This is a genomic window from Methylobacterium sp. 275MFSha3.1 (genome assembly GCF_900108435.1).
GTDB lineage: Bacteria > Pseudomonadota > Alphaproteobacteria > Rhizobiales > Beijerinckiaceae > Methylobacterium.
The window spans coordinates 182220-208646 of record NZ_FNWP01000006.1 but is presented as its reverse complement, the minus strand read 5'-3'; the positions used below and the strand labels follow the sequence as shown (position 1 = coordinate 208646).

At 70.8% G+C, this 26427-nt stretch carries 23 protein-coding genes; 11 read left to right on the top strand and 12 right to left on the bottom strand.

The window, feature by feature from the left end:
* Position 1: 1 nt before the first annotated feature.
* The 4 genes from BLW78_RS08985 to BLW78_RS08970 all read right to left on the bottom strand — a co-directional run bounded on the left by BLW78_RS08985 (position 2) and on the right by BLW78_RS08970 (position 5088).
* The gene (locus tag BLW78_RS08985) at positions 2–1222 is read right to left on the bottom strand and encodes an ABC transporter substrate-binding protein (RefSeq protein WP_091678717.1); all 1221 of its coding nucleotides are present in this window, start codon (positions 1220–1222) and stop codon (positions 2–4) included.
* Positions 1223–1289: 67 nt separating this feature from the next.
* Positions 1290–3017: an acetolactate synthase catalytic subunit gene (locus tag BLW78_RS08980; protein ID WP_091678715.1), complete on the bottom strand. Its 1728-nt coding sequence runs from the start codon at positions 3015–3017 to the stop codon at positions 1290–1292.
* Positions 3017–4033: an NAD(P)H-quinone oxidoreductase gene (locus BLW78_RS08975; protein WP_091678713.1), complete on the bottom strand. Its 1017-nt coding sequence runs from the start codon at positions 4031–4033 to the stop codon at positions 3017–3019. The genes BLW78_RS08980 and BLW78_RS08975 overlap by 1 nt, the downstream gene beginning before the upstream one ends.
* A complete protein-coding gene (locus BLW78_RS08970) occupies positions 4030–5088 on the bottom strand; it encodes a zinc-dependent alcohol dehydrogenase (protein ID WP_091678710.1) in 1059 nt (352 codons plus the stop codon). The genes BLW78_RS08975 and BLW78_RS08970 overlap by 4 nt, the downstream gene beginning before the upstream one ends.
* Positions 5089–5200: 112 nt before the next feature.
* On the opposite strand from BLW78_RS08970, the gene BLW78_RS08965 reads away from it, so the two are divergent.
* The 3 genes from BLW78_RS08965 to BLW78_RS08955 all read left to right on the top strand — a co-directional run bounded on the left by BLW78_RS08965 (position 5201) and on the right by BLW78_RS08955 (position 8419).
* The gene (locus BLW78_RS08965; protein ID WP_091678709.1) at positions 5201–5911 is read left to right on the top strand and encodes a GntR family transcriptional regulator; all 711 of its coding nucleotides are present in this window, start codon (positions 5201–5203) and stop codon (positions 5909–5911) included.
* Between the two features lie 137 nt (positions 5912–6048).
* Positions 6049–6351 carry a hypothetical protein gene (locus BLW78_RS08960; RefSeq protein WP_020091704.1) on the top strand — a complete coding sequence of 101 codons (303 nt, stop codon included), beginning with the start codon at positions 6049–6051 and terminating at the stop codon, positions 6349–6351.
* Between the two features lie 400 nt (positions 6352–6751).
* Positions 6752–8419 carry a methyl-accepting chemotaxis protein gene (locus BLW78_RS08955; protein ID WP_091678707.1) on the top strand — a complete coding sequence of 556 codons (1668 nt, stop codon included), beginning with the start codon at positions 6752–6754 and terminating at the stop codon, positions 8417–8419.
* Positions 8420–8429: 10 nt separating this feature from the next.
* Here the strand turns inward: BLW78_RS08955 and asd are convergent, their stop codons facing one another.
* Complete coding sequence (gene asd / locus BLW78_RS08950; protein WP_091678705.1) at positions 8430–9341, bottom strand: archaetidylserine decarboxylase; 912 nt, start codon at positions 9339–9341, stop codon at positions 8430–8432.
* Positions 9342–9373: 32 nt separating this feature from the next.
* Here asd and BLW78_RS08945 point away from each other — a divergent pair, with 32 nt between their 5' ends.
* Complete coding sequence (locus BLW78_RS08945; RefSeq protein ID WP_091678703.1) at positions 9374–11065, top strand: aminotransferase class III-fold pyridoxal phosphate-dependent enzyme; 1692 nt, start codon at positions 9374–9376, stop codon at positions 11063–11065.
* Between the two features lie 40 nt (positions 11066–11105).
* Here the strand turns inward: BLW78_RS08945 and BLW78_RS08940 are convergent, their stop codons facing one another.
* Both BLW78_RS08940 and BLW78_RS08935 read right to left on the bottom strand, forming a co-directional pair.
* Positions 11106–11717, bottom strand: a complete 612-nt coding sequence (locus BLW78_RS08940; protein WP_091678700.1) for a DUF962 domain-containing protein — start codon at positions 11715–11717, stop codon at positions 11106–11108.
* A gap of 50 nt (positions 11718–11767) precedes the next feature.
* Complete coding sequence (locus tag BLW78_RS08935) at positions 11768–12454, bottom strand: class I SAM-dependent methyltransferase (protein WP_020091710.1); 687 nt, start codon at positions 12452–12454, stop codon at positions 11768–11770.
* Between the two features lie 677 nt (positions 12455–13131).
* Here BLW78_RS08935 and BLW78_RS08930 point away from each other — a divergent pair.
* From BLW78_RS08930 to mqo, 4 genes are all read left to right on the top strand, one after another.
* On the top strand, positions 13132–13926 hold the full coding sequence (locus BLW78_RS08930) for a lytic murein transglycosylase (protein WP_056521389.1): 795 nt from the start codon (positions 13132–13134) through the stop codon (positions 13924–13926).
* Between the two features lie 229 nt (positions 13927–14155).
* Complete coding sequence (locus BLW78_RS08925) at positions 14156–15280, top strand: DUF2778 domain-containing protein (RefSeq protein WP_091678697.1); 1125 nt, start codon at positions 14156–14158, stop codon at positions 15278–15280.
* Between the two features lie 146 nt (positions 15281–15426).
* Complete coding sequence (locus tag BLW78_RS08920) at positions 15427–15975, top strand: lipocalin-like domain-containing protein (protein ID WP_244526866.1); 549 nt, start codon at positions 15427–15429, stop codon at positions 15973–15975.
* Positions 15976–16531: 556 nt separating this feature from the next.
* Positions 16532–18262, top strand: coding sequence for a malate dehydrogenase (quinone) (gene mqo / locus BLW78_RS08915; protein WP_091678692.1), 1731 nt, complete (start codon positions 16532–16534; stop codon positions 18260–18262).
* A gap of 52 nt (positions 18263–18314) precedes the next feature.
* On the opposite strand, the gene BLW78_RS08910 is transcribed toward mqo, so the two are convergent.
* The 3 genes from BLW78_RS08910 to BLW78_RS08900 all read right to left on the bottom strand — a co-directional run bounded on the left by BLW78_RS08910 (position 18315) and on the right by BLW78_RS08900 (position 20992).
* Positions 18315–19049, bottom strand: coding sequence for a DUF3750 domain-containing protein (locus BLW78_RS08910; RefSeq protein ID WP_091678689.1), 735 nt, complete (start codon positions 19047–19049; stop codon positions 18315–18317).
* Between the two features lie 95 nt (positions 19050–19144).
* On the bottom strand, positions 19145–20008 hold the full coding sequence (gene mdcB, locus BLW78_RS08905) for a triphosphoribosyl-dephospho-CoA synthase MdcB (protein WP_244526876.1): 864 nt from the start codon (positions 20006–20008) through the stop codon (positions 19145–19147).
* A 141-nt stretch (positions 20009–20149) separates the two neighbouring features.
* Positions 20150–20992 carry a glycosyltransferase family 2 protein gene (locus BLW78_RS08900; RefSeq protein WP_091678683.1) on the bottom strand — a complete coding sequence of 281 codons (843 nt, stop codon included), beginning with the start codon at positions 20990–20992 and terminating at the stop codon, positions 20150–20152.
* 80 nt (positions 20993–21072) lie between these two features.
* Here BLW78_RS08900 and BLW78_RS08895 point away from each other — a divergent pair, with 80 nt between their 5' ends.
* A complete protein-coding gene (locus BLW78_RS08895; protein ID WP_091678681.1) occupies positions 21073–22485 on the top strand; it encodes a class I SAM-dependent methyltransferase in 1413 nt (470 codons plus the stop codon).
* A gap of 72 nt (positions 22486–22557) precedes the next feature.
* Here BLW78_RS08895 and BLW78_RS08890 read toward each other — a convergent pair whose 3' ends face one another.
* Positions 22558–24540, bottom strand: coding sequence for an acyl CoA:acetate/3-ketoacid CoA transferase (locus tag BLW78_RS08890; RefSeq protein WP_091678679.1), 1983 nt, complete (start codon positions 24538–24540; stop codon positions 22558–22560).
* Positions 24541–24922: 382 nt separating this feature from the next.
* Here BLW78_RS08890 and BLW78_RS31325 point away from each other — a divergent pair, with 382 nt between their 5' ends.
* Both BLW78_RS31325 and BLW78_RS08885 read left to right on the top strand, forming a co-directional pair.
* On the top strand, positions 24923–25099 hold the full coding sequence (locus tag BLW78_RS31325) for a hypothetical protein (protein WP_020091720.1): 177 nt from the start codon (positions 24923–24925) through the stop codon (positions 25097–25099).
* A 175-nt stretch (positions 25100–25274) separates the two neighbouring features.
* The gene (locus BLW78_RS08885) at positions 25275–25595 is read left to right on the top strand and encodes a hypothetical protein (protein WP_020091721.1); all 321 of its coding nucleotides are present in this window, start codon (positions 25275–25277) and stop codon (positions 25593–25595) included.
* A gap of 49 nt (positions 25596–25644) precedes the next feature.
* Here the strand turns inward: BLW78_RS08885 and arsH are convergent, their stop codons facing one another.
* The gene (gene arsH, locus BLW78_RS08880; protein WP_091678676.1) at positions 25645–26412 is read right to left on the bottom strand and encodes an arsenical resistance protein ArsH; all 768 of its coding nucleotides are present in this window, start codon (positions 26410–26412) and stop codon (positions 25645–25647) included.
* Positions 26413–26427: the final 15 nt, after the last annotated feature.

Genomic DNA, 26427 nt, shown 5'->3' with positions numbered 1-26427 from the left:
GTTACTTGCGCATCTCCATGGGCGCGACGGCGGCGCTGTCGGGATAGACCGTGACGAGCTTGCCGCCCTGCCACTGCATGCCCATCATCGCGGCGCGCTCGTTCTGGTTGTTCTTGCCGAACTTGAACCCGTAGCCGACCGCGGTGACGCCGTCCTTCACGTCGATGGCCTGGACGGCCTTGACGATGGTGTCGGGCTCGAAGCCCTTCGCGTTGCCGATGGCCTCGAGGATGAGCTTGGCGCCGACGTAGTTGTTCAGGGAGTGCCCGGAGCGCGGGGCGCTCCCGTACTTCTTCTGGTAGGCCGCGACGAAGTTCTCGATACCGGGCGTGTACTTCGTGTTGACGAGGTACTGTGTGAAATCCGTGTCGAGCACGCCCTCGATGACCTTGTGGCCGACCGCGTCGGCGGTGGGCTGCATCGAGTAGCCGCCGCCGCCGCCGATGATGGCGCCCGGCTTGAAGCCCGCCTCGTTGGCCTGCTGCAGGAATAGCACGGAATCGTTCTGGTAGGACGTCTGGAGCAGGACGTCGATGCCGCGCCCCTTCAGGTCGAGGACGAGGGAGGACATGTCGACCGTCGAGGCCGGGTAGCCCTGCGCGGTCACGACGTTGAGCTTGGCCTGGGCGGCGAACTTCTTCTGGAAGCCCGCCACCGAGGTGCCGTAGCTCGAATCCTCGTAGATGATGCCGATCTTCAGGTCCTCGGGCTTCTTGCCGAGCCCGGCGGCGACCTTGTTGACGATCATCTCCACCGCCAGCTTGGCCATGTCCTCGGCCGTCGGGTTGGTGCGGTAGAGGTATTGCAGCCCGCGCCCAGTGACCTCCTCGGCCACCGCGCCGAGCTCGAAATACGGGATGCCGGACAGCTCGGCCACCTGGCTCGCGGCGATGGAGCGGGCGGACGAGTAGGAGCCGAAGATCGCCGCCACCTTCTCAAGGGAGATGAGGCGGCGTGCCTCGCCGATCGCCTGGTTGTTGTCGACGGCGTCGCCGCGGGCGAGCACCACCTTCTGCCCCTGGACGCCGCCGGCGGCGTTGATCTCGTCGACGGCGATCTCGACGCCGCGGGCGCTCTCCTCGCCGAGCAGGGCGAGCTGCCCGCTGAACGGGAAGAGCGCGCCGAACTTCACGTCGGCGGCTCGGGCCGTCGTCGGTCCCGCCGCCTGGGCCGCGGCGCCCAGCACGAGGGCGGCGGCGAGTGCACGCGCCAGAACTCTCATCGTTTCCTCCCGTGTCAGTCGTCGACCCGGCGCTTCGCGCGCCTTTCGGTCGGGTCAATCGTCGGCGTCAGTAGGCGAGGGCGTCCTTGCCCTCGAAGCTGGTGATCGGCGGGTAGGCGCGCTGGTCGGTGATCACGTCGATCACCGTCACGGCGCCGCCGGCGAGCGCGTCGCGCAGCGCCGGTGCGAGATCCTCGGGGCGCTCGACCCGCGTCCCGGCACAGCCGCAGGCCCGCGCGATGGCGGCGTGGTCGACCGCCTCGAAGTCGCAGACGTCGGTGAAGTCGCCGAACAGGCTCAGCTCCGCGTGCTTCTGGTAACCGAGGATCTGGTTGTTCAGGACGACGACGATGACCGGCAGCCGCATCCGCCGCGCCGTCTCCAGCTCCGACCAGACGTGGCCGAAGCCGCCGTCGCCGGTCACGCAGATCACGGGCGCGTCCGGGCGGGCGGCCTTGGCGCCGAGGGCGAAGGGCAGGCCCCAGCCGAGGCCCGCGATGCCGCGCGGCGTCAGGAAGCGCTGGCCGGCCTTCCGCGCCGTCAGGAAGTTGGCGATCCAGATCGAGGCGTAGCTCGCGTCGGCGACGACGACGGTCTCGGCGGTCGTCACCGCGTCGATCTCCGCCATGATCCGCTCCGGCCGGATCGGCGCGGCCTCCATGTCGACGAGGCGGGCCATGTCGCCGGCCTGGGCCTCGCGTGCGCGGGCGATCGTGTCGGCGAGCGGCGCGCGGCGGCCCTCCAATCCCGCGAGGTCGCGCTGCCGGAGCGCCTCGGCGAGGGCGGCGAGGGTCAGCTTGGCGTCGCCGACGAGGCGCAGGGCCTCGTAGTTGCGGCCGACCTCGCCCCCGTCGACGTCGAGATGGATGAAGCGGGCGTCCGCCGGGTAGAGCGACCAGCTGTCGGTGCCGTTCTGGTTGGTGCGATTGCCGACGAGGAGGACGACGTCGGCCTCCGTGACGAGGCTGCGCAGGTGGGACGAGCGCGCCCGCGGCGCCATGAAGTACCCGACGACGCCGACGGAGAGCGGGTCGGTCTCGGCGACGGCGCCCTTGCCCATCACCGTGGTGGCGACCGGCAGTCCGAGACCCTGCAGGGCGGCGAGTTCCGGGTAGGCCCCGGAGGAATGGACGCCGCCGCCCGCGATCACGAGGGGACGCCGCGCGCCGGCGATCAGGTCCGCGGCCTCGGCGATCCGGGCCGGGTCGGCGACCGTGCGGTCGAGGGGGTAGGTGCCCAGGCTCGCCGACCGGCGCGGCGCGGCGGCCTCGAAGTCCGGCCGCTCGTCGAGGAGGTCCAGGGGCACCAGCAGCACCGCCGGCCCGGGCCGCCCGGAGGCCGCGGCCGCGAAGGCCATGTCGACGTAGTCGTCGATGCGCTCGGCGACCGCGACCCGGCGGACCCACTTGGCGACGCCCGCGAACAGGGCGAGGTGGTCCAGTTCCTGGAAGGCGTTCCGGTCGGTGAAGCGGCGGTGGACGTCCTGGACGATCGCCACGACCGGGATCGAGGCCTTCAGGGCTTCCGCGAGGCCCGGCACCAGCAGGGTCGCGGCGGGACCGTTCTGGGCCGCGACCACCGCGACCCGGCCGGAGATCCGCGCGTAGGCGTCGGCCATGGCGGCGCCCGCGTTCTCGGTGCGGTAGCCGATCTGGCGGATGCCGTGGTGCGGCGCGGCCAGGAACAGCGCCGAGGGGATGCTCTGGCCGAACACGTCGCGGACGCCGTGCCGGTGGAGCGCGGCCGCGAGGGCGTGGGCACCGGTCATGTTGGCGCGCTCGGACATCTCGGACATCAGCGGCTCCCCTGCGCGGCGTCGCCCATCGACAGGACGATCTTCCCGATGTGCTGGCCCGCATCCATGCGGGCATGGGCCTCCGCGACCCGCTCGAACGGGAACACGGAATCGATCGGCGGCCGCGCGCGGCCCGCCGCGAGCAGCGGCAGGACGTGCTCGGCGAGGGCTTCGGCGAGGCGCGCCTTCAGGGCCACCGGCCGGGCGCGCAGCGTCGAGCCCGTGAGCGTCACCCGCTTCATCAGCAGCGGCTGGAAGTCGATCTCCGCCACCCGCGAGCCCTGCTGGAAGGCGATCTGCGCGATGCGCCCGTCGACCGCCACGGCATCGAGGTTGCGGGCGATGTAAGGGCCGCCGACCATGTCGAGGATCACGTCGGGCCCGCTCCCGCCGGTGGCGGCCTTGGCCGCGGCGACGAAATCCTCCCGCCGATAATCGATGGCCGCGTCCGCGCCGAGCGTCAGGCAGGCCGCGCATTTCTCGGGCGAGCCCGCGGTGACGATCACCCGGGCGCCCCGGGCCTTCGCCAGCAGGATCGCCGTGGTGCCGATACCCGACGAGCCGCCGTGGATCAGGAGGCTCTCGCCCGCCTGCAGCCGGGCGCGCTCGAACACGTTGCTCCAGACGGTGAAGTAGGTCTCGGGGATCGCCCCCGCCTCGACCGCCGGGAGGCCCGCCGGCACGGGCAGCGCGACCGCCTCGTCGACGACGGCCCACTCGGCGTAGGCGCCGCTATGGACCAGCGCCATCACCCGGTCCCCGGTCCGGAAGCGGCCCGCGCCGGGCCCGAGCGCCTCGACGATCCCGGCGAGTTCGAGCCCGAGCACGTCCGAGGCGCCGGGGGGCGGCGGGTAGCGGCCCTCGCGTTGCATCACGTCCGGACGGTTGATGCCCGCGGCCTCGACGCGCACGAGCACCTGGCCCTGGCCCGGCTCCGGGCGCGGACGCTCGACGATCCGGAGGACCTCGGGACCGCCCTGTCCGACGGCGATCACGGCTCGCATGCCCATGCTCATCGCTCCGTTTCCCGGCCCACCGCCGCTTCCGGGAGAAGCAGCACCTTCATGGCCTGCCGGCTGCGCGCCAGCTCGAACGCCGCCCCGGCTTCCGCGAGGGGGCGGCGGTGGGTGATCAGCGCCGCCAGCGTCCCGGCATGCGCCGCGAGGAGTGCGAGCGCGGCGTCGAAGGCGCGCGCCGTCGTGTCGTGGGCCGCCCGCAGCTGCTTCTTGCTGCGCACGAAACCCGTCAGGTCGAGGTCGAGGGAGCCGGAATGGATGCCGGCCACCACCATCACGCCGCCCGAGCGCAGGACGGCCAACCCGTCACTGACCGACCGGGCGGAACCGGTCGCCTCGACCACCCGGTCGGCCTCCCTGTCGAAGGCGCGCCGGACGGCGTCGTCCAGGCCGATGTCGGCGAGATCGACCGTGTGACGGATGCCGATCCGCTGGGCGACGTCGAGGCGCGCGGCGTCGTCGAGCCCGGCGAGCAGCACGTTCGCGCCCCGCTGCTGTGCCACGAAGGCGATGCAGAGGCCGATCGGGCCCGGCCCGAGCACCGCCACGCGGTCGCCGGGACCGACCTCCGCGACGTCCACCGCGTTGACCGCGACCGACAGCGGCTCGGCCAGGGCCGCGACGGTCAGCGGCAACCCGTCCGGCAGGCGGCGGCAATTGTCGGCCGGGACGACGACCTGATCGGCGAAGGCCCCGTCGGCGTGCAGGCCGACGATGCGGCGGCCCTGGCAATCCTGCGGCCGCGCGGCGGCGCAGGCCGCGCAGGCGCCGCACGGCACCGTCGGCCAGCAGGTGACCCGGTCGCCGACCGCGAGCGCGGTCACGCCGTCCCCCACCGCCCGGACCGTCCCGGAGAACTCGTGACCGAGAGTGACCGGCATGAACGCGGTCATGAACCCGTAGCCCGGGGTCCACTCGAAGGCGTGGATGTCGCTGCCGCAGATGCCGGCCGCGGCGACCGCGACGGTGACGCGTCCCGTGCCCGGGGCAGCGGGCGCATCGACGTGGACGAGGTCCGCCCCGAAGGCGGCGGTCGCCTTGCGCAACGCAAGCATTTCCGTCCCCTGTCTCCCGCCGAGCCTGCCGGCCCGGCGGCCTGCCTCGCGGCACGTGCCGTCGACGCTAGGCGTAATTTGTTATAACAAACATCGGACGAAGGGGAGGAATATGTCAAGCGCTTCGGCGTCCGAACCGGAAACAGGCGATATCGTGCCGGACTGGGTCCGTCCGATCGTCAAGGAGAGCCTGAGCGAGCGGGCCTACCGCGAGCTGCGCGTCGCGCTGATGCGCGGGCAGTTGCGACCCGACACGCGCCTGCGGCTCCGGCCGATGTCGGCCCGGTTCGGCATCAGCGCGACCCCCATGCGCGAGGCCCTTCTCAGGCTCGTCGCCGAGAAGGCCCTCGCCCTCGACGCGCGCGGCAGCGTCGTCGTGCCCCGCCTGACCCTGGATCAGCTCCTAGAGATCCGGGCGATCCGCACCGATCTCGAGGGGCGTGCCGCCGCCGCTGGGGCAGCTAGCCGCGCGGCCGAGGTCGACGACCTCGAGGCGATCCACGCGCAGATCTCGCACTGTCACGCGAGCCGCGACTTCGCGCGGGCGGTGAACCTCAACACCGAGTTTCATCTGACGCTGTGCAGGCTCGGGCAGATGCCGATCCTGTACGAGATCGTGGAGTTGCTGTGGGTGCGCTGCGGCCCGATCCTGTCGCACCTCTACGATGACGGCGTCCCCGACTGGGAGCCGCACCCCCATCGCCGCATCATCGACGCCCTGCGCCGCGGTGACCCGGAGGCGGCCCGGGATGCCGTGCGCGAGGACATCGAGCGCGGTGGGAGCGGCCTATTCGCGCATGTCCGCGCGACCGCCACAGGGTGATGACCGGCTCGCGGAGAGTCCAAGAGCGATCGATCGATGGCCGAAGCACGAGCCGACCTCGGCGGCCACGGCCCTAAAGGCGCCGGCGTCGATTGGCCCGCGGTTGCGGAACGCCGGAGCTCGATTATCGTGCGCCCATGCGCGCCGATCTCGCCGTCCTCGCTCTGGTCTTCGCCGCCACGGGCGCGCGCGCCCAGCAGCAGCTTCCGACCGTCCCGGAATTGCTGACGGCCGAGGCGAACGCCGCACGCGCCTGCGAGAGCACCGGCGATCCCGCCATCACGCGTGAGCAGTGTCGGCTGCGCGATCGGCTGAGCGGACGCCTGGCGCAGGCGGGCTATTGCTGGGGCCGCAAGGGGCAGGCGGACGAGAAGAAGGAATGGCACGCCTGCCAGCCGGACTCGATCTACGAGGATGATATCGAGGCCGTGCAGCGCTGAGCGGCAGGCTTCGTCGTCGAACGCGGCTCCGCCACCCGAAGGTCTGTACGCCGAGCTACAGCAGGACACCGTTCCGCAGAACCGACGGCGCTGTGCGCGAGTCGTAGCTGTGGTGCTGCGCGGCGTTCACAGAGCCGCCGGCATCGAACTGGACGCATACCTGAGCGCCCGGGCTTTAACCTCCATCAGAGGAACAGAATTAGCATTGCTCGCACGAGCGAACCGATGAACAAATCTTGATCTCAATAAAATTGTCCATTTTTCCGAGAAAACAGACCTTACGTGGTGAAATCTCCACGGTATCGCCGTCTCTAAGTACACAAAATTTCTTGAAACGCTCATGCAGAGTGTTAGACCGCCATCGTCGCTCGAGACTCCGACTACGATACGGTCGCCATCGATGATTCACACGATCAAAGGTAGGCTTTTCGCGCTTCTCGGGGTGCTGGGTACACTCCTCGTAGGATCAGCAGCGCTCAGCAATTACGCGCTCTACAAAGATTTCCGGGGCCTCGAATCGATCTACGCCGACAGGGTCATGCCGCTCAGCCAGTTCGGCGCGATGCGCGATGCCTTCGATGCCATGCTGACCGCGACGCGGGATTTCGAGTTCCACGCGATTCAGGCGGCCGAAGCCGTGACGATCCTCGATCGCCAGCTGGCACGGGCGAAGGAAGCCTGGTCCGCCTACCTGACCACGTACCTCACGCCCGAGGAGGCACAACTCGTCGCGAGCCTGACGACGCGATTCGATCGGGACGTGGCGATCGTCACCGACCTCGTCCGCGCCTTGACGAAGGGGGACCTCAACGCTGTGACCGCGACCCGGATCGATCTGCTCCGCGCGATGGGTCCGACGACGGCGACCATCGGCGAGTTGTCCGACCTGCAGGTCCGCGAGGCCCGCGCCGAGTTCGAACGCGCGGACGCGATGGCGCGGCGCCTGCGAATCCTGCTCTTCGCGACACTCGCCGGGGCCGCGCTCGCGGTCGGGTACGGCATCCGCGTGATCCTCGTCCAAGTCACCCGCCCGATCGCGCGGACCACGGCGACGATGACCCGTCTCGCCGCGGGCGACCTCGACGTGCGGATCGACGGTGCGGACCGCGGCGACGAGATCGGCGCGATGCTCAAGGCTGTCCAGGTCTTCAAGGACGCGCTCGTCGCGAAGCGCGCGACGGATGCCGCCGCCGCCAACGAGGCGGCCGCGAAGGCGCGCCGCGCCGAGACGTTGGACAGCGCCACCGCGGCGTTCCGTGCCCGGATGGATCGCCTGACCGAGGCGCTGTCCGCCAGCGCCTCGTCCATGGAAGCCGCCGCCGCTACGATGGACCGGAGCGCCGGCGAGACCGCGACGCAGCTGCTCCAGGTGTCCTCGGCGGCCGAGCAGACAGCGGTCAACGTTCAGACCGTCGCGGCGGCCGGCGAGGAACTGGCGACGTCGATCGGGTCCATCAACGGCCAGATCACGCGCTCCTCGGACATGGCCCGGCGCGCGGCCACTGAGGCGTCGGAGACGAACACCCTCGTGATGAGCCTCGCCGACGGCGCCGAGCGGATCGGGACCGTGGTCAGCCTGATCGCCGGGATCGCCGCGCAGACGAACCTGCTCGCGCTGAATGCCACCATCGAGGCGGCCCGCGCCGGGGAGGCGGGACGCGGCTTCGCCGTCGTCGCCACCGAGGTCAAGGCGCTGGCGGCGCAGACCGTCCGGGCGACCGAGACGATCTCCGAGCAGGTCGCGACCATTCAGAAGGAGACCCACCGCGCGGTCGACGTCATCCAGGCGATCACCGCCGCTGTCCTGGACCTTCGGACCATCGCCACGGGCGTCGCGGCCGCGATGGAGGAGCAGGAGGCGGTGACGCAGGAGATCGTGCGGAACGTCAGCCAGGCCGCCGACGGCACCCAGGCGGTCACGGTCACGATCGGGCGCATCACGCAGGCCGCGGGCGAGACCGGCCGGACCGCGGCCGCGGCTCTGGACGCGGCCACCGCCCTGTCGCGACAGTCGGAGACCCTGAACGCGGCGGTCGCGGAGTACCTGGCGGCGGTGCGGGCCGCCTGAGGCGACACGCTCAGCGGCCGGGCGATCCAGGGAGCGGTGGTAGCCGCATCAGGGGCTCGCCGACCCGCAGGATCGATCCGACGGCGAGCCCGGGGCAGAGCGCGAAGCCCGGAGGCGTCAGCACCACGATGGTGGAGCCGTGCTCGAACCAGCCCATCTCGGCGCCCTTCGCGAGGCGCGCCGCGGTGGGCAGGGTCCGTCCGCCCGTCTCGCGCAGGGCGAGACCCTCGGGCAGGAAGCCGAGCCGCAGCCCGGCAACGAGGATGGCCGCCACCGGCACCAGCGTCACCGCGTGGCCGCCCTCCGCGAGGCGCAAGCGCAGGACGGCGCGCTCGTTCCGACAGAACAGCGCCTCGACGCGTTTCAGGGCGATCGGGTTCACGTTCCAGGTGTCGCCCCAGATATGCCGCACCGACTCGACCCGCAGGTCGTGCGGCGCGTGGAAGCGATGGTACATCCCGGCCGTCAGGCGCAGGGTGGCGTAGCTGCCGCCCTCGTGGGCGCGCGCCAGCGCGACGTCCCCGCCGAGCAGGTCGGCGAGCGGGTAGGACAGGCCCTTGATCTGGAACAGGCGTCCGGCCTCGACGCGACCGTGGGCCCCGAGGATCGCGTCGCTGGGGCTCGTGAGCACGGCCGGATCGTCCGCGATCGGCCGGGCACCGGGGCGCAGGGCCCGCACGAAGGCGGCGTGGAGGCTGGGGAAGCGCGTCTCCCGCGCGTCGCGGAGGTCGACGTCGCAGAACAGCCGCCAGGTCGATATCGAGAGGTCGCGGATCAGCGGCTGCTCGATCCGGCTGAACCAGCCCATGAACCGGGTGGCGAGACGGCGCGGCAGGCGGTTCGTCAGCAGGAAGTTGAGATCCTCCTGCGCCCCGACACGCGCCAGGACCGTCCGCAGCCGGGATCCGGAAACCGTCATCATGCCGTGAACCGCCTCCGGTAGGGCGCGGGGCGATGTCCGCGCTCCTCGTCACCCTGTCCGCCACCACCGTCGCCGCGGTGCTCGCCCTGCCGCGGGCGGCCGAGCGCCTGCAGCTCTCCCGGGCGAAGCATCGCTCGCTCACCGGCCACGCCCGCATGGCCCGGCGCGTCGCCGGGCTGATCCCGAACTACGCCTACTCGGAGCGCGCCTTCTTCCGGTCGGACGATCCGGACGAGGCGGTGGCGCGCCGGCGCGAGGCCGGCTTCGCGCGGCTGTCCGACCTGTTCCGGGCGCGCTTCGCCCGGACACGCGCCGAGACCGAGGCGGTCCGCGACGGGCTCTCGGATCTCCAGTTCACCGGGCTCTACCGGGTGCCGTTCCAGTACGCCCGGCACGTGCGCGCCCATCTCGGCACCGGCGCCTTCGCGGCCGCCGCCGCCGGCGTCACCGTCACGGACCTCGACGGCAACGTCTTCTACGACCTCGCCGGCTCCTACGGCGTGAACCTGTTCGGCGTCGACTTCTATCGCGCCTGCCTGGAGGAGGGCGCGGCGCGGGTCTCGGCCCTCGGTCCCGTGCTCGGGCCGCTCCACCCGGTCGTCACCGGCAACGTCGCGCGGCTGAAGGCGATCTCGGGCCTCGACGAGGTCTCGTTCCACATGTCCGGGACCGAGGCGGTGATGCAGGCCGTGCGGCTCGCCCGCTACCACACCGGCCGCCGCCGGATCGTCCGCCTGTGCGGCGCCTATCACGGCTGGTGGGGCGAGGTTCAGCCGGGCATCGGCAACCCGGTCCCGACCCGCGACACGCTCACCCTGGCCGACATGTCCGAACGGACGCTGCGGGTGCTCGCCGGCCGCCGCGACGTCGCCTGCGTCCTGGTCAACCCGCTCCAGGCGATGCACCCGAATGCCGGCGCGCCGGCCGATTCCGCGCTGGTCGACAGCGGCCGCAGGGCGTCCTTCGACCGCGCCGCCTACACCAAATGGCTCCACGACCTCCGGGCGGTGTGCAGTGCCCGCGGCATCGTGCTGATCCTCGACGAGGTCTTCCTCGGCTTCCGGCTCGCCCGCGGCGGCGCGCAGGCGTATTTCGGCCTGCGCGCCGACATGGTCACCTACGGCAAGACCCTGGGGGGCGGCCTGCCGGTCGGCGTCCTCTGCGGGCGCGCCGACCTGATGCGCCGGTACAGGGAGGACCGGCCCGTCGACATCTGCTTCGCGCGGGGCACCTTCAACGCCCATCCCTACGTGATGGGAGCGATGGGCGCGTTCCTCGACCGGCTGGACAGCCCGGCGGTGGCCGCACTCTACGCCGACCTCGACGCGACCTGGGACGCGCGCGCGCGTCACCTGAACGCCCGGCTGGCGGAGGCCGGCCTGCCGGTACGGGTCGCCAACATGTCGACGGTGTGGACGGTCCTGTACACCGAGCCGTCGCGCTACAACTGGATGCTGCAATTCTACCTGCGCGCCGAGGGGCTGGCCCTGTCGTGGGTCGGGACCGGCCGGATGATCTTCAGCCTCGCGTACGACGACGCGGCCTTCGAGGCCGTGGCCGCGCGCTTCGAGGCGGCGGCGCGGGCCATGCGGGCGGACGGCTGGTGGGACGGCGGCGCGCCGAGCGACAGGGCGATCCGCCGGTCGATCCTGCGGGAGGTCGCGGCCATCCGCCTGGGCGGCCTCGGGGCCCGCCTGGGCCTGCGGGCACCGGATCAGGGCTGATCCGGCGCGCCGGGCGACGGGCCCGGCGCGCGACCTATGCTCAGGCGCCGCGCTCGTGCGGCTCCCGCTCCTCGACCAGCTCGCCGTGCAGCAGGGCCAGCGGCGCCTTGTGGTAGAGCTTGATGTCGTGGAACGGGTCGGTGAGGATCTTGGTCACCCAGACGAGGCCGGTCTGGACGTCGCGCTGGACGAAGAGCTGCACCATCCGGAACAGCAGGCCGGCGAGCGCCAGCCACAGCCAGATCCAGCCGACGTTGCGGATCAGGTCCGCGGTGCTCTGGTGCGGCGCGATCAGGCCGAACAGGCTCGGGTCGAAGTAGAGCGGCAGGGGCGACAGGGCCCAGATCGCCAGGAGCACGACCTTCCGCTGCAGGTTGTAGCCGACCTTGATCTCCTCCTTGTGCTCGTGGGTCGCGTCGTTGACGTGGTCGTAGCCCTTGGGCTCGAAGAACAGGTGGCCGGCCTGCCGCGAGGTCATCGCCACCAGCCAGCCGATCAGGGCCGCCGCGGCCGGATCCCTGAACGCCAGGGCGTAGGCGACCAGGAAGCTGATCGCGCTCACCACGTGCAAGCTCTGATTGACGCGGTTGTGGTGATAGTAGCGGTGGTCGTCCCAGCGCTGGACGCGCAGTGCCTCCCGAAAACTCGCCATGATGTGGGTCCCCGATCGATGGTGGTGGGTTGGTCGAAGCTGATGCGCGTTCAGGCGGCGCGCTTGCGCAGGCGCAGCAGGGAGAAGTGGCCGAGCGGCGGGAGCGCCCGGCGCTCGACGATCTCCACCGGCGCGCCGGCGGCCCAGGCCGCGTAGCGCTCCCAGGCGAACTCGGTCCGCCATCCGAGGCGGCTCGTCACCGGAGCGAGGGTGCGCTCCACCGCCCGCCGCAGGCCGGCCTCGGCGCCGATCCGCGTGGTGATCACGATCTCGCCGCCGGGGCGCAGCACCCGGGCGAACTCGTCCAGCGCCGCCTCGGGATTGGGGACAGCCGTGACGACGTACTGCGCCACCACCACGTCGAAGGCGGCGTCCGGGAAGTCGAGCTGCTCGGCGTCCATGACGGCGAGGCGCTCCACGTTGCGCAAACGCAGCCGCGCCACGCGCTGACGCGCCTTCTCGAGCATGGGGGCCGAGATATCGATGCCGACGATGCTGCGGGCGCGCCTGTAGGCCGGCAGCGACAGGCCGGTGCCGACGCCGACTTCCAGGATGCGGCCGCCGATCCGTTCGGCGGCGGCCGCCGCCAGGGTACGGCCCTGCGCGAAGACGGGCCCGAAGACCAGATCGTAGACCGGGGCCCAGCGGCCGTAGGCCTTGGCGACGCCGTCGCGGTCGAGATCGGGCCCGAGCGTGCCCGCGCGCGAGGAACCGGTGTCGTGCATTCCGAGGGCCATGGGCGTCCTGTCTCGTTGTCGGCTAGGTCGGCCCGACGGCTCGCCTCGACCGTCGGCTGCAGGTCTGAGGCAGGCGTTCACCAGCTCAGTTCGCGTCACCGCGCGTCCGCTTGGTCAGACCAAGATCCGGCCAAGGGCTCGCGCTTGTCCGCCTCGAGAGCGCCGAGCGGCGTCGCGACAAGGCAGGGGGCGGTCACAATGGGCGAGGGAGGCGGGATCTCGATCGTGCCACGCCGCCCGGATCATCAACGACCCCACGCCGCCTCTCCGCTGAAGTCTTTCCGCCGGCAAAGCTATGTCGTTCGTTTGACAAGCTTGTGACATATCCGTCAAACACGCCAACGGCCATTCCATTTGCTGGCAAAATACTGATGTGCTACGTGCCAAATCTATGCGCGAGGGGTGATATGCGACCCTTCGAGCTACCTGATCTTGCCCGGCGCGGATGACCTCGACGTCGCGTCGGCCGCGCGTCGGCTTCTCGCACACGCGGTGTTCACGATGCTCCGAACACCCTGCCGTTGCGGCCTCGTCGCAGATCCCGAGATGCGCGATGATTTGAGGGCGGGAAGCCTGCAGGTCGCGCCTTCGACATCTTCTCGCCCTGATATCGACGAGATGTGACCCGGTATCCCCAGCAGGACAGGGCGCGACGACGCGCCGAAGGAGTGTTTCGCGTGATCGAGAATTTGCGGCGTCAGACCATCGCGGTCGCGGCCATCGCCGGGATCGCTCTCAGCGCCGGGCAGGCGCAGGCCGCGCAGTGCGGCAACACCGCGGCCGGCTTCGATGCGTGGAAGCGGCAATTCGCCGAGGAGGCGCGCGGGCGGGCCAGCGCGGCCAGCCTCGCGGCGCTGCAGAACACCACCTACTCGACCGCCACTATCTCGGCGGACCGGGGGCAGCACAGCTTCAAGCTGTCGCTGGAGCAGTTCCTCGCCAAGCGCGGCGGCCCGACCATCGTCAAGCGGGGCCGCGCCCTGAAGCAGCAGAACGCGGCCCTCTTCGACTCGATCGAGCAGCGCTACGGCGTTCCGCCGGGCCCGCTCCTGGCGATCTGGGGCATGGAGACCGGCTTCGGCGCGGTGCGCGGCAACGTCAACACGCTCTCCGCGGTCGCGACGCTCGCCTACGATTGCCGCCGTTCCGAATACTTCACGGACCAGCTCTACGCTGCGCTGACCCTGGTCGATCGCGGGCTCCTGACACCGAATACCCGCGGCGCGGCGCACGGCGAGGTCGGGCACACCCAGTTCCTGCCGAAGAACGTGCTGGCCTACGGCACCGGCGACCTCAACAACGTCGGCGCCGCCCTGTCGTCCACGGCCAATTTCCTCAAGGCCCATGGCTGGCGAGCCGGCGCCGGCTACCAGCCCGGCGAGCCGAACTTCGCGGCGATCCAGGGCTGGAACGCGGCGCCGGTCTACGAGAAGGCGATCGCCATCCTCGGGCGCCAGATCGACAACAATTAGCAGTATCTCGGCCTCGAATAGACCGAGACGTATTGCGAGAACTGCGGCGGCGCGCCCGAAAATGGTCCCGATCGAGCCAAGATCGACCATCGCATCGCCCCAGAAAAGCCGGCCCGACCCCGCTGTCTCACGCTGAGCGGGGCCGGTCCGCCCGTCGCGGATCCGCAGCCTGTGCGGAGGGCGGCAGCCGGCAAGCCCCGCCTCGCGACGAGGAGCATGGGCAACCGCGATGGCTGTCGAATCCGTGCCGCTGGACGGCCTCAAGACCCGGAACGCGCGCAGCACGTGGCTCGCGCCCCTGACGGTGCTCACCGGCGCGGTGACGCTCGCCGCCCTCGGGGGCAGCGTCCTGCATCGCGCCCCGGTCCCGGTAACCGGCATCGAGAACGCCCGGACGGAAGCGCCGGTGCCCGCACCGTCCGCGGAGGACAGGGCCGAGACCGCCGCCGCCGAGCCGGAGGCCGCCGAATCGCCCGAGCCCGGTCGCGACGCCCTCGGCAATTCGCAGTCACGATGGGCCTGGAATCAGATCGCCCCACCCTCGCTGACGCCCGAACCCGTCCCCGAAGGCGCCGATGCCGGCGCCGACGCGCAGCCCGGAACGCAGGTCGCCGAGACACCGCTCAGCGCGATGGTGGTCCCGCTGCCGATCCCCCGTCCGCCCGAGTTCCGCGGGCCCGCGGGCACCGCACTCGCCCGGCGGTCCGACCGGCGCATGGCGCGCCGCGAGGTGCCGCCGGCGGCTCAGCCCATCCCCCAACCCGAAGAGCGCTCGTTCATCGAGAAGCTGTTCGGCATCGAGCGCGGACCGGCGCTGGCCTACACGGCGCTCGAGAGCAAGCCGGCCGACGTCGCGCCGCCGCAGCAGCGCGTCTCGCCGCCGCTGGCCCCGGCCCGGGATCCGGGCCCCTCGGCCGGCATCGCGGTCTACAACATCGCCGCCCGGACCGTGACCCTTCCGAACGGCGAGCGCCTGGAGGCGCATTCCGGCCTGGGCGAGGGGCTGGACGAGCCGCGCCTCGTCAACGTCCGGATGCGCGGCCCGACTCCGCCCGGCACCTACGATCTCACCGAGCGCGAACGGCCCTTCCACGGCGTGCGGGCGATCCGCCTCACGCCGGTCGGCGGCAACGAGGCGGTCTACGGCCGTGTCGGCCTTCTGGCACACACCTATATGCTGGGCCCGCGCGGCGACTCGAACGGCTGCGTGTCGTTCCGCGACTACGACCGGTTCCTCCAGGCCTTCCTGCGCGGCGAGGTTCAGCGGCTGGTGGTCGTCAGCGGCACGCAGGACCCGCTGCCGAGCCTCGCCGCCGGCACGGTCACGACCCGCATGGCCCGCAACGGCGGCTGACGACGGCTCGCCCGCGGCAACGGCGGCAAGCGCGCAGACGGTCTACCAGCACTGCTCGCGCGGCGCTTGGAACGCGCCGTGCCGGCCCGCAGAACGCGGTGGCGGCGCGATCCGGCGCCGCGACACGCGAGTCCCCGGTCCAGACCATGCCCGCACAACGATCGGCCGCCGCGGCCGTCCGTATCCTCCTGGCGCTCTCCGGTGTCCTGGCGGCCGACTTGGCCTGGAGCGCCTCCGCGCCGGACCGCGTCGGCGCGGCGGTGGTCGGGGCGCGCTTGGCGGACCGGATCGTCGGCACCTGGGAACTCGTCTCCTACAAGGTCGAGGACAAGGAGACCGGCACGCTCGTCGACGCCATGGGCGGCACGCCGCGCGGTCGCGTCATCTTCACCAAGGACGGCTGGGTCGCCTTCAACCTCGAGGGCAGCGCCCGCACGCCGGCGACCACCGACGCCGAGCGGGCCGCGCTGATGAAGACCCTCGTCGCCTATATCGGCCGCTACCGGATCGAGGGTGACCAGTGGGTCACCAGCGTGCAGACCGCGTGGGCGCCCGAATGGGTCGGCACCGAGCAGCGCCGCACCATCCATATCGAGGGCGACTACGCCGACGTCACGACTCCCTGGCGCGTGATGCCCAACTGGGATGACGGCCGCCTGTCGCGCAGCATCATCTGGTTCAAGCACATCCCGTAGCGGCGCGCCTTCGCCACGCCGTCGCGTCGAGCGACGGACCGGGCGACCGATCGGGCGACCGATCGCGGCCAGTCTATCGGCGGGTCGCCGCCATGCGCGCCGGTCGTCGCGACGGACTGACAGGATGGCGGCGATTGCAACCCTGGCAGTAATTGTCCTTTCAGGCCCCGTCCTCTATGAGGCCACCACGAATCTGCTGAGCCAAGCCAGCCAGCATCTTCCCGCCCACCCGGCAATCGCGCCACCGCGCGAGCGAGGTCTTGAACCGGTGATCCGTTCTCCGGCGAGATCGCGCGCCTAGGCGGAGGGAAGGCCTCTGCGTCGCGCGAGCGCGCCTCGTCGTCCCACGATCCGTGCGGCTCGGGGGCGACGGACGCGATGCGGGCCAGGGCAGGACCGTCGTGCCGGGTCGCGCGAGACCGCGAGCGTGCCGCGACGGGAACGGGGAAACGATCCGGAAGGCCGGACGGGCGGGATTCGCGCCCGTCGCATCGAGTGTCTTCCGTACGCGCGGCGGCCGATCGGGCCGTGCGGTACGCAAAAGCGGGATCTGCCCATGCGTGGCGACGACGAGACCCAACACCGGCGCGACCGCCGGGCCGCGGACGTGCTGCCCCTGAGCCGGCGGCGGCTCCTCGGCACGGCCGCCACCGGCCTGGCGCTGGCGGCCCTGCCGGGCGCGCTGGCCCTGGCCGAGGGCGCGGACAGCAAGGTCGACGTGCTGCTGATCGGCGGCGGGATCATGAGCGCGACGCTGGGCGTCTGGCTGAACGCGCTGGAGCCGAACTGGTCGATCCAGATGGTCGAACGGCTGGATCAGGTCGCCCTCGAGAGCTCGAACGGCTGGAACAACGCCGGCACAGGACACTCGGCCCTGGCGGAGCTGAACTACACGCCCGAGAAGAAGAACGGGCAGATCGAGATCGCCAAGGCGGTGGAGATCAACGAGGCGTTCCAGGTGACCCGGCAGTTCCTGGCGCATCAGGTCAGGACCGGCGTGATGACGGACCCGCGCGCCTTCATCAACTACACGCCCCACATGAGCTTCGTCTGGGGCGACGACAACATCGCCTACCTGAAGAAGCGCTGGGAGGCCCTGAAGGCGAGCCCGCTCTTCGCCGGCATGGAGTACTCGGAGGATCCCGAGCAGCTCCGCAAGTGGGTGCCGCTGATGATGGAGGGCCGCGACCCGAAGCAGAAGGTCGCCGCCACCTGGTCGCCGCTCGGGACCGACTGCGAGTGGGGCGAGGTGACCCGCCAGTACGTCGCCCACCTGCAGAAGCAGCCGAGCTTCAACCTCCGGCTCTCCACCGAGGTCGAGAGCATCACCAAGAACGGCGACGGCTCGTGGCGGGTGACCGCCAAGAACCTGAAGGACGGGACGCGCCGGACGACCGACGCCAAGTTCGTGTTCATCGGCGCGGGCGGCGGTGCCCTGCACCTCCTGCAGAAATCCGGCATCCCCGAGGGCGACGAGTATGCCGGTTTCCCGGTGGGCGGCTCGTTCCTGATCAACGACAATCCCGACGTCGCCACGCTCCATCTCGCCAAGGCGTACGGCAAGGCGTCCGTGGGCTCCCCGCCGATGTCGGTGCCGCATCTCGACACCCGCGTGATCAACGGCAAGCGCGTGATCCTGTTCGGGCCGTTCGCGACTTTCTCGACCAAGTTCCTAAAGGAGGGCTCGTACTTCGACCTCCTCAGCTCCACGACCACCAGCAACATCTGGCCGATGATGAAGGTCGGCGTCGACGAGTTCCCGCTGGTCGAGTACCTGGCGGGGCAGCTGATGCTGTCGGACGACGACCGGATCGCGGCGCTGCGCGAGTACTTCCCGAAGGCCAAGAAGGAGGAGTGGCGCCTCTGGCAGGCGGGGCAGCGGGTGCAGATCATCAAGCGCGACCCGAACAAGGGCGGCGTGCTGAAGCTCGGCACCGAGATCGTCAACGCCAGGGACGGCAGCATCGCGGCGCTCCTCGGGGCCTCGCCCGGCGCCTCCACGGCGGCGCCGATCATGCTGCAGGTGCTGGAGAAGGTCTTCGCCCAGAAGGTCGCCACGCCGGAATGGCAGGCGAAGATCCGGGAGATCGTGCCGAGCTACGGCACGAAGCTCAACGACGATCCCGACCGCGTCGCGCGCGAGTGGGCCGACACGAGCGCGCAGCTCCAGCTCCCGACCCCGCCGCAGATCGACCGGGCCGTGCTGAAGCCGGTCTCGACCGGCAGCACCGTGCTGAACAGCAGCGCCACGCCGGTGAAGGAGCCGGTCCACGACCTCGCGCCGTGAGCGGCGCGTCCCGGGGCGCCGACGGTCGCGCGCCCCGGGAGCGCGTCGGTGCTCAGAGCCCGACCCGACCCAGGGCCGGCAGCTTGAGACCGGGCCGGCGCAGGTCGATCCCGGCGACGCCGCCGAGCAGGTTCAGCTCCAGGCCCTCGACCCAGCCGAGGGTGACCCCGGCATAGCCGCCGAGGTTGATGCGGATCCCGGTCCGCGAGGGCGTCAGACCGATCCAGCGCCCGTCATAGGGGAAGTCCTTGCCGATCGCGGTGGTGGGCAGGCTCTCGCGGATCTCCGGCACCGCCGCCATGACGGCGGCCACGAAGGTGTTCGAGTTCGGGCCGGGCCACACGACGTAGTCGCCGGGCCGGCTGAACCGGTACTCGGCCACGGCCTGCCGGATCCGCGGCAGCATCGCCTCCGCCTCGACGCCGTCGGCCGCGAACACCACCGTAGGCGGGTTCCCGAACCAGCGTCCGTCCGGCACGAACCGGTCGACCCAGATCGGCTGGCCCCAGGCCGTGTAGTCGAACCGGCTGTAGGCGCGGGCGCCGCGCTCCTTGACGACGATCCAGCTGTGCGTGGCCACGATGCCGCGCCAGCTCACGGTCCGCGCCGAGAAGATGCGCAGCACGGCGCCGGGATGCGCATCCGCGCGCGGCAGCAGGCCGGCGCTGGACCGATCCGCCAGACGCCAGTCGCCGCTCGCCCGCGTCGCGTAGAGCAGGGCGGAGATCGCCACCGGCACGAGGAAGAGCGCGGCGAACGCGAGGAGGGCGATCCTGAACAGGGTCACGGGCGGTCCGGGGGGGAGGGCGGGATAGAATCCGCATGTAGGTAGAGCCCGCATCCGCGAAACTGCGACCGACGCGCCCCGGGGCTGCGCGCGCGTCAGGGTGGGGAGGCGAGGGCGTCCAGCAGCAGCGTCGCGGCGAGGAGATCGGCGCAGCCGCCGGGGCTCAGGCGCGCGGCCACGAAGGCGCGGTGGATCGCCGCCGCGCGCGCCCGCCAGTCGAGGGCCGCGATGCCTCCGGCGTCGAGAAAGGTCGCGGCGGCCGCGCGCGCGCCGACGAGGCCGTCGGCACCGCCGCGGTGCAAGAGGTTCGTGTCGTCGACGACCGCCAGGAGGGCGAAGAAGCAGTGCACGCGGGCCGCCTCGGCATCGCCGGGGGCGCACGATCGACCGAAGCGGAGAGCGGGCAGGGCGACGGCGCGGATGGTCGGAAAGCCCGCCGCGGCCTCGGCGCTGGCGCCACCGACGCCGAAGCGCCGCGCCGCGCGGCCGCCGTGGCTGACGGCCGAGACCGGCGCCCGGGTGATCGCTGTCCCCCAGAGATGACCGACCGCCTCCGCCAGCCCTTCGGCGCTCGCGCGCTCTGCACCGGGCCCCACGCCCCGCGCTCCCGCGGCGGCACAGATCAGCCCCAGCGAGAAGATGGCGCCCCGATGCGCGTTGACGCCGCCGGTCGCCCGCATCATCGCGGTCTCGGCGGCCAGACCGATTGCCCGGAGTTCCGCCATTACGGCATCGCGGGCGCCCGCCGCGACCAGTTCTGCGAAGAACGGCCGGAGCGCCGCCGCGCTGCGGCGGAGCGTCTCCGCATCCATGTCGTCGTGGCTGCCGGAATCGACCGGGCTCACGAGGCCGGGCTTGGGCCAGGTCTCCAGTTCGCCGATGAGCGCCGCGTGCGCGAGATCCGCGACGCGTTCGACCCAGGGCGCGGCGGCGTTGCTCCGGTCCGCGCCCGGCGCGATGAGGCTCTGATCGTCGCGCAGGGTCGAAGCTCCCCAAGGGTTCGCCGGCGTGGCCGAAGCGGCGTCGGGCGGCCCGAGATATACTGGATGGCCGTGCCGGCACAGACGCGGCGTTCTCCGAGCCGGTTCGACTGTCCTGCCCTAGAAGGATCCGACGAAGCGCTCGGGCAGCGTCCAGAGGTCGGGCGCCTGGATCGCGCTCTTGCGCTCGATCGCGTCGGCGAACAACCGCTTCGTGGTCTCGAAATGGGCCTCACCCGGACGCATCTGAACGGGGCGGCGCGGGACGCGACCGATATCGGCCTTCACGAAGGCCAGGAACTCCGTCGGGTCGATGGCGTGGTGGGAGTTCGGGATGCCGATCGGTGCGGCCGCATTCCGCTTCTGCTGACGCCTGAAGAGGATGTCGTGGTCCAGATACGCCAGGTGGAACAGGAACAGGTCGCGGAAATCGGGGCGGTGATCTTGGATCAGGCAGTGGAAGCCGACGTGCCAGTCGACCCGCTCCGACACGATGGTCGCCTTGCACAGGGTGGATATCGGCCGGATGTAGCCCCGCTGGCCGGAGATCGGCGCCGCGACGTCGATAGGAGCCTCGTCCCCGACGTGCATGACGTCTGCCCCGAACAGATCGAGGATGGGGGGCAGCGGCCGCACGGCGATGTAATCGGAGAGAGTCGGCGATACCTCCGGATCGGGGAGGATCAACTCGTCGCTATCCGCATAGAGAACATATTTGAAGCCGATGAACAGCGATGCGCAGAAATCCCTGACCGTGTGGGCGCGCTCCCACTCGTTCAGGGGCAACCGCGGCAACCGGACGACGTTCGCGCGCAGTCCGGTCGTCGAGCCGTCGTCGGAACCGTGGTCGAGAATATAACAGTTTTCAGCCCCGACTTGTCGCTCGTAGTGCTTCAGCCAGAGCGGAAGCATGGTCGTTTCGTTGTAGGCCATCGTGACGGCGGCGAGCGGCCTCTTGTGCAACGGTATTCCTTCCCGCCAACGCGGCCTTCACCGCGCTTCTACAGCGCATTCGCGAAGCGTTTGATCGGAGCTTAGTGGCAATGGATCGTGCGCAGCAACTCCTGAGGTCGTTGACCAAGGACGCCCGCATCGTGGAGATTGGCCCGAGCTTCAGCCCGCTCGCGCCGAAGCGCGACGGCTGGAACACGTTCGTCATCGATCACGCGCCGCGCTCGGAGCTCATCGAGAAGTATCACGACCAGACGGTCGACCGCATCGAGGAGGTCGATTTCGTCTGGACAGGCGGCTCGATCGCGGACGCGGTCCCGGTCGACCAGCACGGCACCTTCGACGCGTTCATCGCCAGCCACGTCATCGAGCACACGACCGACATCGTGACCTTCCTGCGCGCCGCCGAGACGCTGCTTCGGCCGGACGGCGTGGTGATCCTGGCCGTGCCCGACAAGCGCAAATGCTTCGATTTCTACCGTTCCCTCACCGGGACGGCGGACGCGGTCGCGGCGTTCCTGGAGAAGCGGAACCGGCACACGGTCCGGACCCACATCGACTACGCCTTGAACATGGCGCTGAAGGACAACGGCACGGTCGGCGCCTGGTCGGGCCAGGACACGCGGCCGGCCATTCCCGCGAATCCGCTCACCGACGAGCCGCAGTGGCTCGGCGCCGCGCAACTGCCCTACTACGCCGACGCCCATGCCTGGGTGTTCGTGCCGGCGAGCTTCAATCTGATGATCCTGGAGCTGGCGCAGCTCGGCTACATCGATCTGCGCGTCGAAGATTTCCTCGACCGGGACGCGACGGAATTCTTCGTGTGGCTCCACAAGGGACGCCAGCAGCTGGAGCCGGGCGAGATCCGCGAGCAGCGTACCGCGCTGATGCAGCGCGCCATCGTTGAGCTGGCGGAACAGGTGCAGCAACTGCCCGAGACGTCCTTCGTCGAGATGGCCTCGGCGGGGGCGCTGCGGGATCAGCTCCTCAAGGCGACCTACCGGACCGAGGCGCTCCGCACCGTGCTGGCAGCGCTCCGGGCCAGCATCGGCCGTTTCGGGCTGGATCGGGCCAAGTTCAAGCGCCTGATCGCCGCGGCGAGCCAGAAGGTTCCGGGGAACCTCTCGGCGGCGGTCCAGCACAAGATCCTGCTGACCGAGGCGACCAAGATTCTCGACGGCATCACGGATTCTGCGGTCGAGACCGACGACCGGGATCCCGCCGTCATCGACGGCGCCGTCTTGGTGGCGCCGCTCGGCGCGGCCCAGTTCGGGGATCCGCTGCTCGCCGCCGAACTGGAGCGCGAGCGCCAGCGCGCCCGGGCGGTCCGCATGGTGCTGGACGCCGTGCTCGGAAGCCTGCGCGGCCGCGCCCTCGACAAGAAGCGGTTCCGGGACCTCGTCACGCAGGCGGCCGCGCGGACGCCGAATGACGGCCCCGAATCGGCGCGCCACGCGGTGCTGTCCGAGGAATCGCGGCGGGTCCTCGGCCTGCCGGTCGCCTGAGGCAGGCCGCGGCACCGACCGCGCCGTGGCGCGAGCGGGGCCGGGCGCGCCCGGAGCGGGCCCGGCCGGCCGTCACGCCGCCGACGCGACCGCCGGGGAAATGCGCTTGCGGGCCTTCTTGTCCTCGGTGCTGCTGACGAAGGCCTGCGCCTCCTCCTTGCGCTCGAAGACGTGCGGCGCGACCCCGCGCTTGTTCAGGGCCTCCTCCATCTTGAGGCGCAGGAAGGCGCTGGTCGCGTAGCGGGTCGTGGTCGCGTAGTAGTTCGCCTGCAGGTACTGGACCATGCCGGCGTAGTCGTCGACCAAGTTCTCGTTGAGCCGGAAGCCGTCGTGATTGATCACGGCGTTGACCCGCTGGCCCGCCTTCCGGCAGGCCTCGACGATGGTCATGCGCAGCTCGTCCATGTCGCCCTTCACCCGGCAGTACCAGCCTTCCAGGTTGACGAAGAGGATGTTGCGCTCGCCGTCGTAGCTGACGCGGGACTTCAGATCGAGGTTGAGCAGATCCGAGATCAGCTCCATCGGCTCCTCGCGGAAGATGCGCGGATCCATCGGCACCGGATTGCGCACGACGGGGGCGAAATCCATGTGGGCGAGGATGTCGCGCTCGATGTCGATCCCCGGCGCGACCTCGATCAGCTCCAAGCCCTCCGGAGTCAGCTGGAAGACGCACCGCTCGGTCACGTAGAGGACCGGCTGCGACCGCTCGACCGCGTAGGGGCCCGAGAAGGTGTTCTGCTGGACCTGGGTGACGAACTTGCGGGCCCTGCCCTCGTTCACGATGCGCACCTGACCGTCGGACACCGCGATCTCGAGACCGCCGGCCGTGAACGTCCCGGCGAACACGACGGTGCGGGCGTTCTGCGAGATGTTGATGAAGCCGCCGCAGCCGTTCAGCTTGCCGCCGAACCGCGAGGTGTTGACGTTGCCGGCCGCGTCGCACTCGGCCATGCCCAGGCAGGTCATGTCGAGGCCGCCGCCGTCGTAGAAGTCGAACATCTGGTTCTGGTCGATGATGCAGTCGGCGTTCGTGGCCGCGCCGAAGCTCGAACCGGACGCCAGCACCCCGCCGACCGCGCCCGCCTCGGTGGTGAGGGTGATGTAGGGGGTGATCTTCTCCTCGTTGGCGACCGACGAGATGCCCTCGGGCGCGCCGACGCCGAGATTGACCACGCCGTTCGGCGGCAGCTCGAAGGCGGCGCGGCGCGCGATGATCTTGCGCTCGTTGAGCGCCATCCGCTTGATGCCGGTGACCGGAACCCGGATCTCGCCGGCGAGCGCCGCGTCGTGCATCACGCCGTAGTTCATCCGGTGCATCTCGGGCTCGGCGACCACCACGCAGTCGACGAGGATGCCGGGCACGCGCACGTCCTTCGGCAGGAGGTAGCCGTCGTCGACGATGCGCTCGACCTGGGCGATGACGATGCCGCCGTTGTTGCGGGCCGCCATGGCCTGGGCGAGGCAGTCCAGGGTCAGCGCCTCCTTCTCGTAGGAGAGGTTGCCCGACGGATCGGCCGAGGTGGCCCGGATGAAGGCCACGTCGATCTTGGTCGCCGTGTAGAACAGCCACTCCTCGCCATCGACCTCGACGAGCTTGACGATGTCCTCGGTGGTCAGTTCGTTGACCTTGGCGCCTCCGTGGCGCGGGTCGACGTAGGTCTTCAGGCCGACCTTCGAGAACAGGCCCGGCTGACCCGCCGCGCAGGCCCGGTAGAGCTGGGAGATCACGCCCTGGGGCAGGTTGTAGCCGCGGATCAGGTTGTCCTGCGCGGCCTTGGCGACCTTGGGCATGCGGCCGAAATTGGCCGCGATGACCCGCGTGAGGAGGCCGTCATGGTGCAGGCGGCCGGTGCCGAGCCCTTTGCTGTCGCCGGCGCCGGCCGTCATGATCAGGGTGAGGCCGCGGGGTGATCCGGTCTCGACGAACCGCTTCTCGAGGGCGGCGTGCAGGGCCTCCGGGATGCAGCTCTGGACGAACCCCGTGGTGGTCACGACGTCGTTCTCGCGGATCAGCGCGATCGCCTCCTCCGCCGAGATGACCTTGTTCTTCCTCATGGAGCCCGTGATCCTCCCCGGCACGTGGAGGTGCGGCCGGCCGTGATGCCCGTCGCCTCCGCCTGTGCCATGCGCCGCCCCCGTGGTGCCGGGACGTCTCGGCCCCGGAGATCGGCTGAGTTTTGAATACGATCGTTATTGCACCGCATCAATATTTGCGGCATCGCACGAGGGCACATGCCGGCGCCGTGACAGTACTCCGAAAATGAGTGTGGGCGCTCCTGAAAAACTCTTCGGTCCACGATCAGAAAAATTGCGCGCGTCGCGGGGCCGTCGGCCGCCTGTGCTCCGCCGCACGCGATTTCCATGGTCCGCGTGCGCCGCCTCACCGCGGCGTCCCGGGATCCGGTGTCTCTCGGTCTGGACACGACAGGAGGCGATCATGAACCGAGATCCGAGAGCCCGGAGCAGGCAGGCCGACGGCAAGGCCCGGACGGCGGAGTCCGACCGCGAGAATGATGCCCGCGCACGCGCGGCGGTGGTGGATGCCTGGCGCCGGGCACTGCTCCGGATGCGCGAGCGGCGCGCGACCGAGGACCGCGCCGATCCGGGCCATTGAGGCCTGGGGAGAGCCGAGCGGACCGGTCCGGCGCCCGGCGGCGACGCGGGGCCGGCGGTCCGGATCGGGCCCCGACGTCGCCCGAATGGGGACGGGGACCGACCCTTTTTCTCTACTTGGCGCGACGCGGCGGGAGCGGCACAGCGTGAGCAACGAACGGGGAGTATGTGAGCCGATGGACGACGACGTCGCAGACGGCATGGACGGCGGCGACGCGAGCTCCGCGGCGGCTCAGGAGGCGAACGGGATCGCCTTCCTGCTGGCGAGCGCCGCCTACCTGACGCTCGCAGACGCGCATCTGCGGCGGGAAGGTCCGGAGGGGCTCGCCCTGATGGACGAGATCGAGGACCGGATCACGGAGGCCCTGCGGAGCTTCGTCGAGGAGACGTCCTACGAGGATGCGCGGCCGGACATCCTCCAGCACGCGACCCGCAAGGTCCGCGCCCTCCTCGAAGCGGGGCGCTCGCTGGCGCCGGAGATGCGGCGATTCCAGTGAGCTTCGGCCCGGGCCGGACCGCGTGGCGGCGCGCTCGGGCCGGCGGGGCTCAGGCGCCCGGCGGTGAGGGCTTCGCGAAGCCGATATCGGCCGCGACACCGGCGAGCCGGTCGGGATCGCGCTCCTTGCGCTCGCTGTAGCGGTCCACGAGGTAATCGGCGCATCCGCGGGTCAGCAGCGTGAACTTCATGAGTTCCTCGCACACGTCGACGACCCGGTCGTAGAGCGGCCCGGGCCTCATACGGCCCGCCTCGTCGAACTCCCGGTAGGCCATCGGCACCGAGGACTGGTTGGGGATCGTGATCATCCGCATCCAGCGGCCGAGGACGCGCAGGGCGTTCACGGCGTTGAAGCTCTGGGAGCCGCCCGAGACCTGCATCACCGCGAGGGTCCGGCCCTGCGTCGGGCGCAGACTCCCCTCGGACAGGGGCAGCCAGTCGATCTGGCTCTTCATCACGCCGGTGAGCGCGCCGTGCCGCTCGGGCGAGACCCAGACCTGCCCCTCGGACCAGGCCGAGAGGGCGCGGATCTCCCGCACCTTCGGATGGTCGGCGGTCGCGTCGTCGGGCAGCGGCAGGCCGTCGGCGTGGTAGATGCGGACCTCGCCGCCCATCGCCTCCAGGAGCCGCGCGGCCTCATAGGCCAGGAACCGGCTGAAGGAGCGCTCGCGGAGCGACCCGTACAGGATCAGGAAGCGCGGCGCGTGCGCGAGCGGGGTCCCCCGACCGGCCCCGTCGGTCGGCGTTGCGAAATGCGCCGCGCTGAGATTCGGCAGGCCGTCACGGACCGAAGGGGCAGGGGCCGGGCTCTTGCTCACCGGGACGCTTTCTCA